Below are 15,828 nucleotides of genomic sequence, written 5' to 3'. Positions count from 1 at the left end.
TTGATTTAAATGTTTGTTAAATCAGCACGCAGCATATTTTTCTTAATCGATTTCTCATTTTCACTTTTCAGGATATCCGACATATATTATATAAAGTTCATTTTTTGAGGTATATCTATGCCTGTATCTATCATGCTCGATGCCGGTCATGGGGGTTGTAGATAACGCAAGTAATGAAAACAACGAAAATACAAGGAGAAAGGCAACTGTTGTACCTATTAAAATAAAATATGTGTGAGAGGAAAAGCCTTTCAATAATGTAGACGTTCAGAAATGAGCGTCTATTTTTATACCCAAAATGAAAGGAGCATTAAATTTATGAAAAAGACATGGAAACGATTGTGTACGGGCTTCTTAGCTCTTGCAACTGTCGTTACTGCTTTACCGACTACACCCGTTCATGCAGAAAGCAAGCAATACTGGACGGAAAGTGCAGAACGTGTCGGTATCATTGAAAAAGTAATGAATGACGGTTCTATTGGTTCGACATTCAATGAGGGCTATATGAAAGTCGAGGGCGAAACTGCCTATTGTATTGACATCAATACAGATTTTAAGAACGGCTATAAGACCAGAGCTGACGCAAGCTCACGCATGAGTGTCGACCAGATTTCAGATGTGGCGTTATCCTTAGAGTATGTCAAACAGTATGGCGAAGCTCACAAGGAATTGAACTATAAACAAGTCTATCTGTTGGAACAATGTGTTGTCTGGCAGAAATTGAGCATACATCTTGGCTGGCAATGTGATAATGTGCGAGCTTCTTATGATGAAATTCCAAAGGCAACGCAGGACGAAGTTTTCTCTGGTGCAAAAGCCTTTGTCAAAGAGAATAAAGGACGCTATGAATGTGGCGGTTATATCTACTCTGGCGAGGGACAGGAATTAGGGCAATTCTGGGCGAAACTGAATGTCGGAAATGCTACACTTCAAAAGACTTCCAGTAATACCGGCATTACAGACGGTAACGGGAATTACTCTATTGCAGGTGCAACATACGGTGTCTTTGCTGATAAGGACTGCATGAAACAGCTTGCCACCCTTACGACTGATGAAAACGGAAATACAGATGTTGTAGAGGTAAAGGCTGGCACAGTTTATATCAAGGAATTATCTGCACCAGCAGGATATAAAGTAGATAAAACTGTATATTCCTTAAAGGTTGAAGCTGGAAAGACAGCGACCTTGAAAGTATCAGATATACCAAAAGTAACGGACACTTTGATTGAGCTTTTCAAGATTGATATGGAAACACAGAAAGTCAATCCGCAGGGAAACGCTTCTTTAGCAGGTGCGGAATTTACATGGAAGTATTATGCAGGCTTCTATACGAAAGACAATCTCCCTGCCGAAGCTACTCGTACATGGGTTACAAAGACAATCGCTGAAACAGACAGCGGCGGGACAACTCATTACATCACAAAATTAGCGGACGCATACAAAGTATCTGGCGACATCTTCTATATGCAGGACGGTAAGGCGGTTCTTCCACTTGGAACACTAACCGTTGAGGAAACAAAAGCTCCAAACGGATACTTGTTAGAGGGTGCATATATGCAGGCTGGCGATAAGTTCGAACAGATAAAAGGCTTATACCTTACACAGATTACCGAGGACGGCGACCTTGCCGTATTAACTGGAAATAACCAGTTTTCCGTATCTGACAAGGTTATCCGTGGCGGTGTCAAAATTCAGAAACGAGATTTAGAAACGGGCGATACCAAACCACAAGGAAGTGCCACTTTGAAAGATACTGCCTTTGACATCATTTCCTTAAATGATAATGTAGTATTGGTTGAGGGCAAGTTATACAAGAAAAATGAAGTGGTAAAGATAATTCGTACCGATATTGAGGGTATCGCTTCTACTTCTGCTGACCTCTTACCTTATGGAAAATTCCGTATCGTTGAAAGTGAAGCTCCCGACGGTTACTTAACTGACGGTGCAAAACCGATTGATTTTACAATCACAGAAAATGGAAAAATCGTGGACTTAACCGACAAAGCTCATTCTATCTATAATCAGATTAAGCGTGGAGATATTGAGGGTGTAAAAATCGGTGCAGGCACACACAAGCGTCTTGCTGATGTTCCCTTTAGGATCACAAGCAAGACGACGGGCGAAAATCATGTAGTGGTAACTGATAATAACGGGCAATTCTCCACTTCTTCTGACTGGGCTTCACATAAGCACAATACCAACGCAGGCAAGACCAGCGAGGACGGTGTATGGTTTGGAACTTCTGAACCAGACGACAGCAAGGGTGCGTTACCTTATGATACCTACATCATCGAGGAATTACGCTCTGAAAGCAACAAAGGCTTTGAGCTTATCCCACCTTTTGAAATCGTGGTATCAAGAAATAATCTTGTGATTGATTTAGGGACTTTGACTGATGAATACGAGAAAGAAATCTCTATTCATACCACAGCGACCAGCAAAGACGGCGAAAAGACTATCCTTGCAGGAAAAGAGGTTACAATCGTTGATACTGTCAAATTAGACGGACTTACAAAAGGCACAAAGTATCAGTTGAAAGGCTGGCAGATGTTAAAGGAAGAAAACGCCGAGCTTATCATTGACGGGAAACGTGTAGAAAACGATTATACCTTTGTCGCTGATGATGAAGAAATGAAAGTGGAAATTTCCTATACATTCAATGCGTCTGCTTTAGGTGGCAAAAACCTTGTTACCTTTGAAGAATTATATGATTTCAGCAATCCAGACGAACCCGTAAAAGTTGCAGAACACAAAGACATTGAGGACGACGGGCAAACGGTACTTATCACAGAGCGTATCATCAAGATACATACTACCGCTACCGATAAGGACGGCAACAAAGAGCTTAAAGCAGGAAAAGATGTTACAATCATTGATACCGTAACCTTAGAGGGCTTAGAAGTCGGTACACAGTACAAACTTGTGGGCTGGCAGATGTTGAAAGAAGAAAATGCAGAACTTCTTATCAATGGAAAACGTGTGGAAAGTGATTACACTTTTATTGCTGACAGCGAAACTATGAAAGTGGAAGTTGCTTTTACGTTTGACGCTACTTCTCTTGACGGCAAACAGCTTGTAACTTTTGAGGAATTATACGATTTAAGCAATCCAGACGAGCCGAAGAAAGTTACCGAGCATAAGGATATTGAGGATAAGGGACAGACGATTACCTTTAAGGAAAAGCCAGAAGAACCAGAGAAACCCGAAACACCACCGACACCAGAAAAGCCTAACAGACCTAGCGACAGTCCCAAAACGGGCGACAGTACAAATGTAATGGCATTTGTTGTGATGTTGCTTGCGTCTGCTGGTGGACTGGCTGGAACATATCTTTACAAACGCCGTAAAATGAAGAAATCATAAGGCGGTAACGGTATGATGAAAGAAAAATCACGCTCTCCGCCGAAGCTGTCAAACGGCAGATTTTTGCTTATTCTGGCTTGTCTGCCTACAACCTGCAAGAACACGGATAGTCAAGGGTGCGTAAGCATTGATTTTACCCTTTACTATCTGGGGGATTGCTGGTACTTCCCAAACCGCCAGAATAAGAAATCACAATTAAAAAACTTATCAAATATAGAAAGAAACGAGGTAAAACAATATGGAAATGAAATATGTCGTGCCAGATATGGCACAGTCTTTTGGAACTCTTGAATTTGCAGGCGAAAGCGAGCCAGTCTTTGAAAGAGATAAAAATAATCGCAGGGTCTTAGCCAGACGAAGCTATAACCTTTATTCCGACGTACAGAAAGGCGAAAATGTTGTGGTAGAAATTCCCGTGCAGGCTGGCGAAAAGAAGTTCAAGTATGAGCAGAAAGTAAAACTTGTCAATCCGAAGTTATACGGCAGAGGTTACGCAATCGGGGATATGGGACATACCGATTATGTATTAGTTGCTGATGATATTGTAGCAGTTGAAGAAAAGTAAAGGAGTGAAGAAGTTATGAGATTATCAAACGGATTTGTTATTGACAAAGAGAAAACATTTGGAGAATTAAAATTTACAGCAGTGCGTGATGTGTTCTTACAGAATGAGGACGGGACACCGAGTACCCAGCTTAAAAAGCGTATCTATGATTTGAAGTGCAGTCTGCATGGTGGAATTATCCCCGTATCTGTACCGCCAGAAGTACCGTTAAGAGAATTTCCGTACAATGCAGTTGTGGAACTTGTCAATCCCGTAGCCGATACGGTATCACGAAAGACCTATACGGGTGCAGATGTGGACTGGTATGTAAAGGCAGAGGATATTGTATTGAAGAATAAAGGAAACCAGAACGCAGGAAGTCCACAGAACCATGCACCGCAGGGACAGCCGAAAAAATAAAAATTCTCCTCATAAGTTAGAAAAATAGAGGTACTCTCCCGTTAGTAGATTGCCTACCTTATCGTAAATGGTTAAAATAACGATAGGAGGTGGCACAAATGTATCAAATCAACAATGAAAAATTTGGACAATTTTTAGCCGAAGTGCGAAAAGAAAAACAAATGACACAAAAGGACTTAGCAGATAAGTTGTTTGTGTCGGATAAAACAGTTAGTAAATGGGAACGTGGAAACAGTATGCCAAATGTTACATTACTTATCCCTATTGCTGATATACTTGGTATTACAGTAACAGAACTTTTACAAGGAGAAAAATTAAAAGAGAACAAGACATTAAATAGTGATGTGGTAGAAACTCTTGTTGTAAACTCGTTAGACTTGTCGTTGCGTGATACAATTCATCAACGAAAAAAGAACTGGATATTTGCATTTCTTATCTCAATCGGTGTGGTAGTTATAGAGGCAATATTATTAACTGTTTCTGGAATTTCCATAGAACAAATGGGAGATAGTTTGTATATATCTTTGTTAATGCTTTTGTTTGCAAGTTGGCTTTGCATTTTTGCGAAAGAATTATTACCGACATATTATGATACAAATAAAGTTAATTTTGTATCACAAGGAATTTTCAGAATACACATGGCAGGGCTATCTTTTAATAATGCAAACTGGGGATATGTATTAACAGTATTTAGAGTATTTACATTAGGAACTGCTATTCTATATCCTATTATTTGCTATATCAGTTTTTTAGTTGGTGGCATTTCATTATGGAATACTGTAAAATATCCAGCTATAATTATTTTGCTGATAGGAATGTTAGTAACAACCTATATTGTTGGGAAAAAACACGAATAATGATATAAGCAGTTAGTCTTAGGATTGACTGCTTTTTTCTTACCCAGAAAGGAGTGATTGATTTATGCGTAAGATTTGGAACAAAGGACACCGTATCAGAGCCAGCGACAAGCACCTTGTCTACCATTTTTCCATAGGAACGCTTCTGTTTATATTCGTGGCGGTTCTTCTGCTACTGAATATAAAACAGCTCATGCGTACCGATTGGGAGCATTTCAGCTTGTTAGAAAACGGCTTGACGCTCTCCCCTTACAACTTCATAACCATACTGATAGCGACTGGTGTTTGTGCATTGGTCGTTTTTCTGTATTACCGATTCTGTTACGACAGTTTCAAGAAGCTCCTGCACCGTCAAAAGCTGGCAAGAATGATACTGGAAAATAGGTGGTATGAAGCCGATACCATACAAGACAGCGTTTTTTTTACTGACCTGCAAAGCAGATCAAGGGAAAAAATCGTCTGGTTTCCAAAGATTTATTATCAAATGGAAAAGGGACTGCTTCATATCCGATGTGAAATCACATTAGGAAAATATCAAGACCAGCTTTTACGGTTAGAGGATAAATTGGAAAGTGGCTTGTATTGTGAGCTGACCGACAAGACCCTGCATGACGGCTATATCGAATATACCCTGCTTTATGATATGATAGCGAACCGCATTACCATTGATGAAGTACGGGCAGAAAACGGCTGTCTTAGACTGATGAAAAATCTTGTCTGGGAATATGACGCACTCCCTCATGCTCTGATTGCTGGTGGGACTGGTGGCGGTAAAACCTATTTTCTGCTGACGCTCATTGAAGCCTTACTGCATACCAACGCTGTCCTTTATATCTTAGACCCGAAGAACGCTGACCTTGCAGACTTAGGGACAGTTATGGGAAATGTGTATCACACCAAAGAAGAAATGATAGATTGCGTCAATGCCTTTTATGAGGGCATGGTACAGCGAAGTGAGGAAATGAAGCGACACCCGAACTATAAGACGGGCGAAAACTATGCCTATCTGGGACTGCCACCCTGCTTTCTTATCTTTGATGAATATGTGGCATTTTTTGAAATGCTGGGGACAAAAGAAAGCGTGAGCCTACTTAGCCAGTTAAAGAAAATCGTTATGTTAGGGCGACAAGCAGGTTATTTCCTTATCGTTGCCTGCCAGCGTCCAGACGCAAAGTATTTCTCGGACGGTATCAGAGATAACTTCAATTTCCGTGTGGGACTTGGGCGTATCAGCGAATTAGGTTACGGTATGCTGTTTGGTTCAGATGTGAAAAAGCAGTTTTTCCAGAAGCGTATCAAGGGGCGTGGCTATTGTGATGTGGGAACAAGTGTTATCAGTGAGTTTTACACGCCTTTAGTCCCGAAAGGACATGATTTTTTGCAGACTATCGGCTCTCTTGCACAAGCAAGGCAGGACGGGACGGCGACGTGCGAAGCGAAAGGCGACGGCACGGACTAGCCGTTGCTGGTGTGGCGTAAGCCACGCCAGCAGGTAAAACCCCTCGGTATCTAACAGAGGGGTACGTTTGCAAATAGACAATAGACGAAAAACATAGGAAACATAAGGCTTCTGGCATGATTTCCTAGCAAAATTCAGTTGTGAAGTCGCCTTAAAAAACTTCACACTTGACAGATTGGGGGTATGGTTCTGAATGAAGAACAATGGATAAAAGAATTACGGGAGAAACGAATTGTTTACGGCATCTCACAAGGCAGGCTGGCGGTGGCTTCTGGTATCACAAGAGAATATCTCAATAAGATAGAAAGCGGAAAAATGAAGCCGTCAAAGGAGCTTTTGGAAACTCTGCATAAAGAACTGGCAAGGTTCAATCCAGAAGCACCGCTTACCATGCTGTTTGATTATGTGAAAATTCGTTTTCCCACGCTGGATATACAGCATATCATCAAAGACATATTAAAACTGAATATCAACTATATGCTCCATGAAGATTATGGACATTACAGTTATACGGAGCATTACTCTTTAGGGGACATCTTTATCTATACGTCGGCTGACGAAGAAAAAGGTGTCCTTTTAGAGTTAAAGGGGCGTGGTTGCAGACAGTTTGAAAGTTACCTGCTGGCACAGCAAAGAAGCTGGTATGACTTCCTCATGGACGCACTCATAGACGGTGGTGTGATGAAGCGTATCGACCTTGCTATCAACGACCATACGGGCATTTTGGATATTCCAGAGCTTGCGGAAAAATGCAGGAAACGGGAATATATCGGAAAGTCCAGAAGCTATAAGTTTTATCAGTCGGGCGAGCTTATCAAGCACAGAGAGGACGACAGAGAATATATGGGACGTACCCTTTATCTTGGTTCGCTGAAATCAGATGTGTATTTCTGTATCTATGAAAAAGACTATGAACAGTATGTCAAGTTAGGGACACCGCTTGAAGAAGCCAACATTATCAATCGTTTTGAGATACGGCTTCGCAATGAACGAGCCTATTATGCAGTACGAGATTTGCTGACCTATTATGACGCAGAACAGACCGCCTTTTCTATCATCAATCAGTATGTGCGGTTTGTTGATGAAGAACCCGACAAGCGAAAAAATGACTGGAAACTCAATGACCGCTGGGCTTGGTTTATCGGCAATAATCGGCAAAGTCTGAAACTGACGACAAAGCCAGAACCTTATACTTTAGACCGCACATTGCGGTGGGTACAAAGGCAGGTAGCACCGACCTTGAAAATGCTGAAAAAGATTGATAAGGGAAACGGTACAGACTACATGGAAACAATCGAACAGCAGGCAAAGCTCACAGAAAAGCATGAAATGATAATCAAACAGCAGACGACCCCTGCAAAAGATTTGGTGGAAAGTTAGGAGTGATAAAAAATGTGGATATTATTAAAAGACTTCCTGCTGATATCTATGGGAATGGGTATCGGCGTAGTCTTGATATGTATTTTGAATGTCGGCAAAGAAGCTGACTATAAAATGAAACAATTAGAAGAAAGCGAGGACAATTAAATGAATTTCGGACAAAATTTGTATCAATGGTTTTTATCAAACGCACAGAGCTTGGTGCTTATGGCGATTGTGGTTATCGGTATCTACTTAGGGTTCAAGCGTGAGTTTTCAAAGCTCATTGGCTTCTTAGTAGTTGCCTTGATTGCTGTCGGCTTGGTATTCAATGCTGGCGGTGTGAAAGATGTACTGTTAGAGCTGTTCAATAAGATTATCGGTGCATAGAATTTTATTGTGATGCTGATATGAGAATGGTATAATGTGGATATATAAAATTCTGATTTATGGGGGCGTTATTTTGAAGAAAGCAATGATATATGTTCATGGTAAAGGTGGAAGTTATCTTGAAGCTGAACAGTTCAAAAATATTTGTTTAGATTTTGATGTTTTTGGAGTAGATTATAATGACTATTTCCCGTGGATTGTAAAAAATAAAATTATGGAAGTCTACGATAAAATATCTGAAAAATATGACTACATATATGTACTTGCTAATAGTATCGGAGCTTATTTTACAATGCACACATTACAGAATTTCAAGATTGAAAAAGCATTATTCATATCGCCTATACTTGATATGGAACAACTTATAGTAGATATGATGAGCTGGGCGAATGTGTCTGAAAAGGAACTTTCTGAAAGAAAAGAAATACCAACTGATTTTGGAGAAACATTATCGTGGGAATATCTATGTTTTGTTCGGGCAAACCCGATAAATTGGAAAACGCCTACTGAAATTTTGTATGCTGAACATGATAATCTTACATCACGTCAAACGGTAGATAAATTTATTGATAGACATTGTGCAAATCTTACCGTTATGAATGACGGAGAACATTGGTTTCATACTGACGAACAGATTTTCTTTAGAGATAATTGGCTAAGAAAAGTTATACAATAGAATTTAGATTTTATATCCACACACAGCAGTTAGTTTTAGGATTGACTGCTTTTTTCTTATCAAAATTTCAGATTGGAGTGATGAAATGGTGTCTGTTAGAGCTGTTCAATAAGATTATCGGTGCATAAAATTTTATTGTAGTGCTGATATGAGAATGTTATAATGTGGATATGAAAAAACAATAAACGGTAATTTAAAAAGGGGGAATGAAAAAGTGGCAGTTTCAAATATAAATACAATTATCAATAATGATATTCAAAAAGTTTGGAACATTGTTTTAGCTGTTGATAAATATAACTTATGGCGAAGTGATTTGAGCAAAACAGAAATAATAAATGACAAACAATTTATTGAATACGCAAAAAATGGATATGCTACTACATTTACCGTTACCGTTGTAGAACCATATAAACGCTGGGAATTTGATATGGAGAATAGCAACATGAAAGGTCACTGGATTGGTATTTTTACGGACAAAGGGAATGAAACAAAAATAGACTTTACAGAAAATGTAATACCTAAAAAGTGGTTTATGAAACCTTTTGTAAAAACCTATTTGAAAAAACAACAAAAGCAATTTGTTCTGGACTTAAAGAAAGCATTGGAATAAAGAATTAGAAGTTGTAAAGGAGACCATTATGAAAGATAAAAGCATTTTAATCAGTATGGGAATTATTATTTATATCCTTATGTCTGGAATTGATAGATTTGTTTATCATATACCTAATGTTATTTATATTCCAGTAGCAATTCTTGGTATTGCGTTAATTTTAATTGGCTTTTTCAAGGATAAATCTAAATAGCAAAATCATAATTTCATATCCATACACACAAAGCAGTTAGTCTTAGGATTGACTGCTTTTTCCTTACCTAAAATTTCGGATTGGAGTGATGAAATGAACGATATTTTTAAGGATATGCAGGAAAAAATCGGCTGTGAATACATTTCTGACCTGCCCTCTTACAAGCGTAAGGTGTGGCATGAAATGAAACGACTGAACCATGCCGATTATGAAGAAAGACAGTTAGACGATTTTTCTAAATATGTGTTTGGTATGTCGTACCAGACTATAAAAGATGTGATGAAACAACAGAAAGGACGTGAGGAACAATGCAGGAAACAAGGGTGCTGGTGGAAACGAAAGGAACAACTGGCGAAGAAACAATATCATACTGGTTCGACCTGCCGATAGAGGTTGCCGAGTTTGAAGAAAAGTTAGGTGTCGGTGCAGAAAGTGGGGATTACCGCATTATCGAAAAGGTGTTGCCTTATGCTAATGAAGTCCACGAACATACCAGCGTGTACCAGCTCAACGAATTAGATTTTATGTACCGCCAGCTTTCAAGTGATATGCAGGAAGAATATGTATCACTACTTACGGTGTTTGAGAACTTAGAAGCACTTTATATTTGCAGGAACGTGATTACGATTTATCCCGACTGCAAAAGCATGATAGATGTTGCAAAGCAAAAGCTGATGAACGACCCGACATTTAAGCATTTATCCGAGGACTGTCAAGAATATTACTTTGACTTTGAAGCCTACGCTTCTCACTTGCAGGAACACGGGAAATTTTTAGTAACAGAACACGGTATCTTTGAACTGCCAGAGTAGGAAATGAGGTGGTGCTTATGATTGATGATATGGCGGTTTATATCGCTAATCTTGGCAAATACAATGAGGGCTATTTAGTCGGTGCTTGGTTTACATTTCCCATTGACGAGGAAGATGTAAAAGAAAAAATCGGCTTGAATGAACAGTACGAGGAATACGGAATCCATGATACCGATAACTTCCCTATTGCGATTGGCGAGTATGTTTCCATTGAAGAACTCAATGAGATGTATGAAATGATAGAGGAACTTCCCGACTATATCGTAGAATGTCTGGACGAATTTATCAGCCACTACGGGACGCTGGAAGAAGTCGTGGAACATAAGGACGATATTTATTATTATCCCGACTGTGAAACCATGACAGACGTTGCCTACTACTACATAGACGAATTGCAGGCACTTGGGGATATTCCACCCAGCTTGCAGAACTACATTGACTATGAAGCCTACGGGCGAGATTTGGATATGGGCGGTTGCTTTATTGAAACAAGCCGAGGTATGTGCGAGATACCATATTAACGCTGGAAGATCAGCGACAAGCATGGTTGCTACTGACAGCGTATTTCTCTTTTAAGGGACAGTCTAAAACATGGCTGTCCTTTTCTCTTTGAAGAACTTACGAAAGGAGCTGAAAGAACTTGAAAAAGATTAAATCTTATACGGGTATCTGGAACGTGGAAAAAGTCTTGTATGCAATCAATGACTTTAACTTGCCCTTTCCCGTTACCTTTACACAGATTACATGGTTTGTGATTACAGAATTTATCATCATTCTGTTTGGGGATATTCCCCCACTTTCCATGATTGAGGGAGCATTTCTCAAATACTTTGGTATTCCCGTTGCTCTCACTTGGTTCATGTCGCAGAAAACCTTTGACGGAAAGAAGCCGTACAGCTTTTTGAAATCACAGATAACCTATGCCCTGCGACCTAAAATCACTTATGCAGGAAAAGCCGTAAAACTGCATAAGCAGACCTTGAATGAAACAATCACGGCAGTAAGGAGTGTGAACTATGTTCCCGATAAAATATATTGACAATAACCTTGTCTGGAACAAGGACAATGAGGTATTCGCCTACTATGAGCTGATACCGTATAACTATTCTTTCTTATCCGCAGAGCAGAAATTTATCGTGCATGACAGCTTTCGACAGCTAATCGCACAGTCCCGTGAGGGTAAAATTCATGCGTTGCAGATTGCCACAGAAAGCTCAATCCGAAGTCAGCAGGAGCAGTCAAAGAAGCTGGTAACTGGAAAATTAAAGGAAGTTGCTTGCCAGAAGATAGACGAACAGACCGAAGCGTTAGTATCTATGATTGGGGACAATCAAGTGGACTACCGTTTTTTTCTTGGCTTTAAGCTCATGGTTACGGAAGAACAGTTCAATCTGAAGAACATCAAAAAATCGGCGTGGCTGACGTTCACAGAATTTCTCCATGAAGTAAACCACACGCTGATGAATGACTTTGTTTCCATGCCGAATGATGAAATCAACCGTTACATGAAAATGGAAAAGTTACTGGAAAATAAAATCTCCCGTCGCTTTAAGGTGCGTCGCTTGGAAATCAATGATTTTGGGTATCTCATGGAACATCTTTACGGCAGGGACGGTATCGCCTATGAAGATTATGAGTACCAGCTACCAAAGAAAAACTACAAGAAAGAAACGCTGATAAAATACTACGACCTTATCCGCCCGACAAGGTGTGTGATTGAGGAAAGCCAGCGGTATTTACGATTGGAACATGAGGACAAGGAAAGCTATGTGTCCTACTTTACTGTCAATGCGATTGTTGGCGAGCTTGATTTTCCGTCGTCTGAAATCTTCTATTTCCAGCAACAGCAATTCACATTTCCCGTTGATACTTCTATGAATGTAGAAATCGTGGAGAACCGAAAAGCACTTACCACAGTAAGAAATAAGAAAAAGGAATTGAAAGACCTTGACAATCACGCTTATCAAGCAGGAAGTGAAACCAGCTCAAATGTGGTGGACGCATTAGACAGCGTGGACGAGCTGGAAACCGATTTAGACCAGAGCAAAGAAAGTATGTATAAGTTAAGCTACGTGATACGGGTGTCTGCACCCGATCTTGACGAGCTGAAACGCCGTTGTGATGAAGTCAAGGACTTTTACGACGACCTTAATGTAAAGCTGGTGCGTCCTGCTGGGGATATGCTGGGGCTTCATTCTGAATTTTTTCCTGCCAGCAAGCGATATATCAATGACTATGTGCAGTATGTAAAATCAGACTTCTTGGCTGGGCTTGGCTTTGGAGCGACCCAGCAGTTAGGAGAAAGCACGGGTATCTATATGGGCTATTCCGTTGATACGGGAAGAAATGTGTACCTGCAACCGTCTTTAGCTTCGCAGGGCGTAAAAGGCACAGTTACAAATGCCCTTGCTTCTGCTTTTGTCGGTTCGCTTGGCGGTGGGAAGTCGTTTTGCAACAATCTTCTGGTGTATTATTCGGTTCTTTTTGGGGGACAAGCGGTTATCTTAGACCCAAAATCAGAGCGTGGCAACTGGAAAGAAACGCTCCCAGAAATCGCCCATGAAATCAATATCGTAAACTTAACCAGCGATAAAGGAAATGCAGGACTTCTTGACCCATTCGTGATTATGAAGAATGTAAAAGACGCTGAAAGTCTGGCAATCGACATCTTGACATTCCTTACGGGTATTTCCTCTAGGGACGGCGAAAAATTCCCCGTGTTACGAAAAGCGGTTCGTTCCGTTACCCAGAGCGACAATCGGGGCTTACTCCATGTGATAGACGAGCTACGTCGTGAAGATACGCCCATATCAAGAAATATCGCAGACCATATCGAAAGCTTCACGGACTACGACTTTGCACATCTGCTGTTTTCAGATGGTATGGTGGAAAATGCTATCAGTCTGGATAACCAGCTCAATATCATTCAAGTAGCAGACCTTGTACTGCCAGATAAGGACACGACCTTTGAGGAATACACGACCATTGAATTATTGTCGGTGTCTATGCTGATTGTGATTAGTACCTTTGCCCTTGATTTTATCCATTCGGACAGAAGTATTTTTAAGATTGTAGACCTTGACGAAGCATGGGCATTTTTGAATGTGGCACAAGGAGAAACGCTCTCTAACAAGCTAGTTCGTGCTGGACGAGCTATGCAGGCAGGCGTTTATTTCGTTACCCAGTCTGCCTATGATGTTTCAAAGGAAAGTCTGAAAAACAATATCGGCTTGAAATTTGCATTTCGTAGTACCGATATTAACGAGATAAAGCAGACCTTAGAGTTTTTCGGTATCGACAAAGACGACGAAAACAACCAGAAACGGCTTCGTGATTTGGAGAACGGACAATGCTTATTGCAGGACTTATATGGGCGTGTCGGCGTGGTGCAGATACACCCAGTCTTTGAAGAACTATTACACGCTTTTGATACCAGACCGCCCGTACAGAGAAATGAGGTGGAGTGATGAAAGAAAGGATAAAAGGTGCGTTCACAAAAAAGAAGATTTTCCACGTTCTCAAAATGGCTCTGTTCGTGGTGGCACTCTCCCTTATCCTGCTTTCACTTCTGGGGACGGTGGCTCATGCGACGGGGCTTGTGGACGATACCATAAACGCAGAAAATCTGTATTCCAAATATCCACTTTCCAACTACCAGCTTGATTTTTATGTAGATAATAGCTGGTCGTGGCTTCCGTGGAACTGGCTGGACGGTATCGGAAAATCGGTGCAGTACGGACTTTACTGCATTACTAACTTTGTCTGGACGATAAGCCTTTATTTAAGCAATGCTACGGGCTATGTGGTGCAGGAAGCCTATAAGCTGGACTTCATCAATGATATGGCAGACAGTATCGGAAAAAGCATACAGACCCTTGCAGGCGTTACCGAGAACGGCTTTTCTTCTACGGGCTTCTATGTTGGTTTTCTGCTTCTTATTATCTTAGTGGTGGGAATGTATGTTGCCTATACGGGACTGATAAAACGGGAAACCAGCAAGGCACTTCACGCCATTATCAACTTTGTGGTGGTGTTCGTGCTGTCCGCTTCTTTTATTGCCTATGCTCCCGACTACATCAAGAAGATAAATGAATTTTCATCAGACATCAGTACCGCTTCTTTGGACTTGGGAACAAAAATCATGCTCCCTAACTCTGACAGCGAGGGCAAGGACAGCGTGGACTTGATACGGGACAGCTTATTTTCTATTCAAGTGGAACAGCCGTGGCTACTTCTACAATTCGGCAACAGCAATGCAGAGGAAATCGGGACAGACCGTGTGGAAGCTCTCGTATCGGCAAGCCCAGAGGACGAGGACGGAAAAACCAGAGAAGAAGTCGTGAAAACAGAAATCGAGGACAACGACAACAACAATCTGACGATACCGCAGGTGGTAAACCGTTTGGGTATGGTGTTCTTCCTCTTGTTTTTCAACTTAGGGATAACGATATTTGTATTCTTGCTTACGGGCATGATGTTGTTTAGCCAGATACTTTTTATTATTTTCGCTATGTTTTTGCCTATTAGTTTCCTGCTCTCTATGATACCGAGCTATGAAAGCATGGCAAAGCAGGCAATCGTAAGGGTGTTTAATACCATAATGACACGGGCAGGAATAACGCTCATTGTAACGGTGGCGTTTAGCATTTCCAGTATGTTTTATAACATTTCCACAGACTATCCGTTCTTTATGATAGCGTTCTTGCAGATAGTGTGCTTTGCTGGTATCTACATGAAGCTGGGCGACTTAATGAGTATGTTCTCACTTAATGCTGGCGACAGTCAAAGCATGGGACGACGTATTTTCCGCAGACCGTATCTGTTTATGCGACATAGGGCTAGGCGTATGGAACACCGTATCGCAAGGGCGGTCAGTGCAGGCGGTATTTCGGGCGGTGTCGCTGGTGCGGTAGCTGGAAGTGCCGTTGCTGGCAAGCGGACGGAAAGAAAAAATACAGCTTCTAAAGAAAATCGGGGCAATGCCACTTCCAGCATGGGACAGCGTGCAGGCTCAAAAGTCGGTGCTGTCTTAGATACGAAAAATAAAGTGAAAGACAAGGCAAACGCCGTCAAAGAGAATATCAAAGATATGCCGACACAGACCGCTTATGCGGTGTATTCCGCAAAGGAAAAGGCAAAGTCCAG

17 protein-coding genes are annotated in these 15,828 nt (G+C 40.9%); all 17 read left to right on the top strand.

Translation table 11 applies throughout. The features are described from left to right. The first annotated feature begins 318 nt into the window (after positions 1 to 318). Entirely contained in the window at positions 319 to 3,363 is a 3,045-nt protein-coding gene (locus PGY05_RS07985) for an SrtB-anchored collagen-binding adhesin (RefSeq protein WP_270475640.1), read from the top strand. A 238-nt stretch (positions 3,364 to 3,601) separates the two neighbouring features. Further along, on the top strand, positions 3,602 to 3,928 hold the full coding sequence (locus PGY05_RS07980; RefSeq protein ID WP_005339720.1) for a YdcP family protein: 327 nt from the start codon (positions 3,602 to 3,604) through the stop codon (positions 3,926 to 3,928). A gap of 15 nt (positions 3,929 to 3,943) precedes the next feature. Then, on the top strand, positions 3,944 to 4,327 hold the full coding sequence (locus PGY05_RS07975; protein WP_117762154.1) for a YdcP family protein: 384 nt from the start codon (positions 3,944 to 3,946) through the stop codon (positions 4,325 to 4,327). Positions 4,328 to 4,425: 98 nt separating this feature from the next. Next, complete coding sequence (locus tag PGY05_RS07970; protein ID WP_117762155.1) at positions 4,426 to 5,184, top strand: helix-turn-helix domain-containing protein; 759 nt, start codon at positions 4,426 to 4,428, stop codon at positions 5,182 to 5,184. Positions 5,185 to 5,248: 64 nt separating this feature from the next. Next, positions 5,249 to 6,643, top strand: coding sequence for an FtsK/SpoIIIE domain-containing protein (locus PGY05_RS07965; RefSeq protein WP_270475639.1), 1,395 nt, complete (start codon positions 5,249 to 5,251; stop codon positions 6,641 to 6,643). Between the two features lie 183 nt (positions 6,644 to 6,826). Continuing rightward, complete coding sequence (gene mobT / locus PGY05_RS07960; RefSeq protein WP_117824595.1) at positions 6,827 to 8,023, top strand: MobT family relaxase; 1,197 nt, start codon at positions 6,827 to 6,829, stop codon at positions 8,021 to 8,023. Between the two features lie 12 nt (positions 8,024 to 8,035). After that, entirely contained in the window at positions 8,036 to 8,170 is a 135-nt protein-coding gene (locus PGY05_RS07955; RefSeq protein WP_270475638.1) for a DUF3789 domain-containing protein, read from the top strand. Further along, positions 8,171 to 8,392 carry a hypothetical protein gene (locus PGY05_RS07950; RefSeq protein WP_002323342.1) on the top strand — a complete coding sequence of 74 codons (222 nt, stop codon included), beginning with the start codon at positions 8,171 to 8,173 and terminating at the stop codon, positions 8,390 to 8,392. Positions 8,393 to 8,426: 34 nt separating this feature from the next. Then, positions 8,427 to 9,068 carry an alpha/beta hydrolase gene (locus PGY05_RS07945; RefSeq protein ID WP_008393975.1) on the top strand — a complete coding sequence of 214 codons (642 nt, stop codon included), beginning with the start codon at positions 8,427 to 8,429 and terminating at the stop codon, positions 9,066 to 9,068. A gap of 214 nt (positions 9,069 to 9,282) precedes the next feature. Then, a complete protein-coding gene (locus PGY05_RS07940) occupies positions 9,283 to 9,678 on the top strand; it encodes an SRPBCC family protein (protein WP_117824597.1) in 396 nt (131 codons plus the stop codon). A gap of 28 nt (positions 9,679 to 9,706) precedes the next feature. Continuing rightward, the gene (locus tag PGY05_RS07935) at positions 9,707 to 9,871 is read left to right on the top strand and encodes a hypothetical protein (protein ID WP_008393972.1); all 165 of its coding nucleotides are present in this window, start codon (positions 9,707 to 9,709) and stop codon (positions 9,869 to 9,871) included. Positions 9,872 to 9,964: 93 nt separating this feature from the next. Continuing rightward, a complete protein-coding gene (locus tag PGY05_RS07930) occupies positions 9,965 to 10,261 on the top strand; it encodes a conjugal transfer protein (RefSeq protein WP_117824598.1) in 297 nt (98 codons plus the stop codon). After that, complete coding sequence (locus PGY05_RS07925; RefSeq protein ID WP_270475637.1) at positions 10,180 to 10,683, top strand: antirestriction protein ArdA; 504 nt, start codon at positions 10,180 to 10,182, stop codon at positions 10,681 to 10,683. The genes PGY05_RS07930 and PGY05_RS07925 overlap by 82 nt, the downstream gene beginning before the upstream one ends. A gap of 17 nt (positions 10,684 to 10,700) precedes the next feature. Further along, positions 10,701 to 11,204: an antirestriction protein ArdA gene (locus tag PGY05_RS07920; protein ID WP_270475636.1), complete on the top strand. Its 504-nt coding sequence runs from the start codon at positions 10,701 to 10,703 to the stop codon at positions 11,202 to 11,204. A gap of 119 nt (positions 11,205 to 11,323) precedes the next feature. Continuing rightward, positions 11,324 to 11,722, top strand: a complete 399-nt coding sequence (locus tag PGY05_RS07915; RefSeq protein ID WP_004843362.1) for a conjugal transfer protein — start codon at positions 11,324 to 11,326, stop codon at positions 11,720 to 11,722. Further along, a complete protein-coding gene (locus tag PGY05_RS07910; protein WP_270475635.1) occupies positions 11,700 to 14,150 on the top strand; it encodes an ATP-binding protein in 2,451 nt (816 codons plus the stop codon). Before PGY05_RS07915 ends, PGY05_RS07910 begins: the two co-directional genes overlap by 23 nt. Then, positions 14,150 to 15,828: CD3337/EF1877 family mobilome membrane protein (locus PGY05_RS07905; RefSeq protein WP_270475634.1), on the top strand; the 1,679-nt coding region annotated here is incomplete at its 3' end. The genes PGY05_RS07910 and PGY05_RS07905, both read left to right, overlap by 1 nt.

It is taken from the genome of Coprococcus sp. AF51-11b1 (assembly GCF_027682785.1).
GTDB lineage: Bacteria > Bacillota > Clostridia > Lachnospirales > Lachnospiraceae > Allocoprococcus > Allocoprococcus comes.
Note: the sequence above shows the minus strand (reverse complement) of the source record. Positions and strands in the feature narration are given on the sequence as shown.